The organism is Sulfurimonas sp. (assembly GCF_032250635.1).
Taxonomy (GTDB): domain Bacteria; phylum Campylobacterota; class Campylobacteria; order Campylobacterales; family Sulfurimonadaceae; genus Sulfurimonas.
Genome location: NZ_JAVVFL010000232.1, coordinates 1 through 3,060 on the forward strand (window position 1 = coordinate 1; position 3,060 = coordinate 3,060).

The following is a 3,060-nucleotide window of genomic DNA, read 5'->3' on the forward strand; positions in this document are numbered from 1 at the left end:
CGGCTATGGGGCTCGTTGTAGCAATGCCGGCAATTGTTGCGTACACTATTTTACTCCGCAAAGTCGAGAAGATACTTACGGTATATGACGTCACTCAAGATAAAAAAGCAAGCATCTAACTATGGCAAAGTGTAAAAAGATTAGAAAAAGGTTTGATGAGATAAACGTCATCCCTTTTATCGACATCATGCTCGTTCTTCTTGTCATGGTATTAACGACCGCAACATTCGTCAATCAAGGCATTATCCCAATCGAGCTTCCAAGTGCAAAAGCAGCTTCAAAAGAGGATCTGAAAAAAGAGGTTACGGTCTATGTGAATGACAAAGGCGAACTTTTTATAGAGAAAGAGAAGGTTGATTTAAAGACACTTGAACTTAGGCTCTCAAAACTCCCAAAAGAGCAAGTGGTCGTTCTTAGAAGCGACAAAGAGTCAAGATTTCAAGACTTTGTAAGCGTCATGGATATACTAAAACGTCTCAACCACGAACAACTATACATAGTCACAAAAGAGAATTAATAAGCTTTATCTAAAAGCTTAAACCTCTCTGCCCCACCCTGTTCTTCCACACTATTCTGCTCTCTTTTATCGGCTTGTTCTGTGCTGTTTTGCTCTGTGCTAAACATCTTCTGCTCAACACTCTTTGCATCATGAAAAAGAGTTGTCGCTATAAAAAAGAGCGTCATAATGAGAACTATGCTCAGATAAAAAAGAATATAGTTTTTGATGTGACCGGTTTCAAAAGGATTTTGCATGCACTGTCTTGATGGTAAATTTTTGAAATTATAGCCAATAAAAACAGTTCCCATAAATCTGCGTAAAAAATTAGCTTATAAAAGAAAATTTATATAATTTTTATGTTAATATCGTTAAAAAAATTTTAAGGAACATCAATGCAAACAACAATGTTTAAAGGGAGCAGTGTCAATTTAGAGGGAGATGCACTCGGTGCAGGGGACAAAGCACCTGTTGTAACTGCGATAGGAACCGATCTAAACAACGTAGAGATAGGCGGAGCAAAAGATAGAATCCAGCTGCTTATAACCGTGCCATCCCTAGATACCGACACATGTGCGGCTGAGACAAGAAGATTTAACGAAGATGTAAACAACCTTGACATCTGTGAAACCACTGTTGTCTCTATGGATTTACCGTTTGCTTCTGAGCGTTTTTGCACAACCAGCGGCATTGAAAACCTAGCAGTTGCAAGTGATTATCTTGACAAAGAGGTAAGCAAAGCGTACGGTGTTTTGATGGTTGACAATAAGCTAAAAGGTCTAAGTGCCAGAGCTGTTTTTGTGATTGACAGAAGCGGAACTATCGTCTATAAAGAGATAGTTCCTGAGGTTACTGCAGAACCAAACTATGAAGCTGCGCTCGAAGCAATCAAGCAGGCTAGATAGAAGAGTTAAGAGCTAAATACTATTTTAGCGTTTGCGATGCGCTTATAAAGAGAAATTTTCTTTTTATAGGGCATCCACTTAATCAAAAATATAGCCAAAGCCTCCCACAGTGAAACCCAAGCCGCAACTGTAAGACCCTCTGAGAGAACCGAAAAAACAATACTTTTTTCTATAAATTCGCTCTGAGCCATGCCTATAGAGAGTGCGGCAAGAAGAGCTCCTATAAAAAGCAGTGTCGCCGATTTTTGAAACATCTCCTTCATTTTTGTATGCTCATGCTCCTGCAAATAAGCAAAAAATCTCTTTACGATGTCTTGAAGCCTTGAGATTGATTCATCGTCAATCTTTGACTCAAAATTAAATCGAATCAAAAAACTCTCATCGCCAATCTCCCCGGCACACTCAATTATATAATCAACAAGATCTTGATTGAGATCTTTTTTTAAAAAGTGGGATTTTTTGTCAAATCTACTGTACAAATCCTCAACTTTTTGGGTGGAGATATCAATAATAATCTCTCCGCTCTGCGCCTTTTCATAACGCTCTAAAATCCCTCTGTTTTGCATACACATCCTCATCTGCTTTTAAAATTCTTTGTGCATTTATGAACTATATTGTATCACATTGGCGAACTTTTCTATCTATGAGCATTTTTCATTTTAACAACTCCTCAGCACACTTTTTGTATAATCCCCTTAAATTTTCCAAAAGGTATCCTATGCGCGGTTATAAAATTTTTGCGGGTTCTGCCAGTGTCGAATTTGCAAAAGAGATTTGTCAGATTTTAGATGTTCCATTGGCTAAAGCTGATGTGAAAAAGTTTAGTGACGGTGAGATTTCAATCCAGATTGCCGAGAGTGTTCGCGGTCGTGACGTATTTATTGTCCAATCAACGGGCGCGCCATCAAATGACAATCTTATGGAACTTCTTATCATGACAGACGCGCTTCGCCGCTCATCTGCTTCAAGTATTACAGCCGTTGTTCCATACTACGGTTACGCAAGACAGGACCGCAAAGCTGCGCCGCGCGTTCCGATAACTGCAAGATTGGTTGCAGACATGTACGAAACAGCAGGCATAGACAGAGTTGTAACAATCGACCTGCATGCAGGGCAGATTCAAGGTTTTTTCAATATCCCTGTTGATAATCTTTACGGCTCTGTAACTTTTGAGAACTACATCAGAAGCAAAAATCTTAAAAACCCTATCATCGCTTCTCCTGACATCGGCGGTGTCGCACGCGCACGCTATTTTGCTACAAGAATGGGACTTGAAATGGTCATCGTTGACAAACGCCGTGAAAAAGCAAACGAGAGTGAAGTTATGAACATCATAGGGGATGTAAGCGGCAAAGATGTCATTATGATTGATGACATGGTTGACACTGCTGGAACCATGATAAAAGCTGCAACAGCACTTAAGAACAAAGGTGCCACTTCTGTTATGGCTTGCGCTACACACGCCGTTCTTAGCGGAAGGGCGTATGAAAACATAGAAAACGGTGAGCTTGATGAGCTTATAGTTACCAATACACTGGAGTCAAAACCGCATGACAAGATTGTTGTTTTAACTGTTGCGCCTCTTTTTGCAGAGGTTATTCGCAGAGTCTACCACAACGAGAGCGTAAACAGTCTTTTTGCTTAGGACTTGCCCTTTAA

Annotated in this window: 5 protein-coding genes; 3 read left to right on the plus strand and 2 right to left on the minus strand. The window is 39.9% G+C overall.

What is annotated here, in order from left to right; translation table 11 throughout:
• Positions 1–121 precede the first annotated feature (121 nt).
• Positions 122–517: a TonB system transport protein ExbD gene (gene exbD, locus RQ763_RS11095; RefSeq protein WP_314153034.1), complete on the plus strand. Its 396-nt coding sequence runs from the start codon at positions 122–124 to the stop codon at positions 515–517.
• On the opposite strand, the gene RQ763_RS11100 is transcribed toward exbD, so the two are convergent.
• Positions 514–807: a hypothetical protein gene (locus RQ763_RS11100; RefSeq protein WP_314153035.1), complete on the minus strand. Its 294-nt coding sequence runs from the start codon at positions 805–807 to the stop codon at positions 514–516. The genes exbD and RQ763_RS11100 overlap by 4 nt on opposite strands.
• 84 nt (positions 808–891) lie before the next feature.
• Here RQ763_RS11100 and tpx point away from each other — a divergent pair, with 84 nt between their 5' ends.
• Entirely contained in the window at positions 892–1,401 is a 510-nt protein-coding gene (tpx, locus tag RQ763_RS11105) for a thiol peroxidase (RefSeq protein ID WP_314153036.1), read from the plus strand.
• Positions 1,402–1,406: 5 nt separating this feature from the next.
• Here the strand turns inward: tpx and RQ763_RS11110 are convergent, their stop codons facing one another.
• Positions 1,407–1,979: a hypothetical protein gene (locus RQ763_RS11110; RefSeq protein WP_314153038.1), complete on the minus strand. Its 573-nt coding sequence runs from the start codon at positions 1,977–1,979 to the stop codon at positions 1,407–1,409.
• A gap of 140 nt (positions 1,980–2,119) precedes the next feature.
• On the opposite strand from RQ763_RS11110, the gene RQ763_RS11115 reads away from it, so the two are divergent.
• Positions 2,120–3,046: a ribose-phosphate pyrophosphokinase gene (locus RQ763_RS11115; protein WP_314153039.1), complete on the plus strand. Its 927-nt coding sequence runs from the start codon at positions 2,120–2,122 to the stop codon at positions 3,044–3,046.
• Positions 3,047–3,060 lie beyond the last annotated feature (14 nt).

Excerpts from the sequence above, each read along its gene's own strand:
- exbD (WP_314153034.1), top strand. The coding sequence starts at position 122 with ATGGCAAAGTGTAAAAAGATTAGAAAAAGGTTTGATGAGATAAACGTC.
- RQ763_RS11100 (WP_314153035.1), bottom strand. The coding sequence starts at position 807 with ATGGGAACTGTTTTTATTGGCTATAATTTCAAAAATTTACCATCAAGA.
- tpx (WP_314153036.1), top strand. The coding sequence starts at position 892 with ATGCAAACAACAATGTTTAAAGGGAGCAGTGTCAATTTAGAGGGAGAT.
- RQ763_RS11110 (WP_314153038.1), bottom strand. The coding sequence starts at position 1,979 with ATGAGGATGTGTATGCAAAACAGAGGGATTTTAGAGCGTTATGAAAAG.
- RQ763_RS11115 (WP_314153039.1), top strand. The coding sequence starts at position 2,120 with ATGCGCGGTTATAAAATTTTTGCGGGTTCTGCCAGTGTCGAATTTGCA.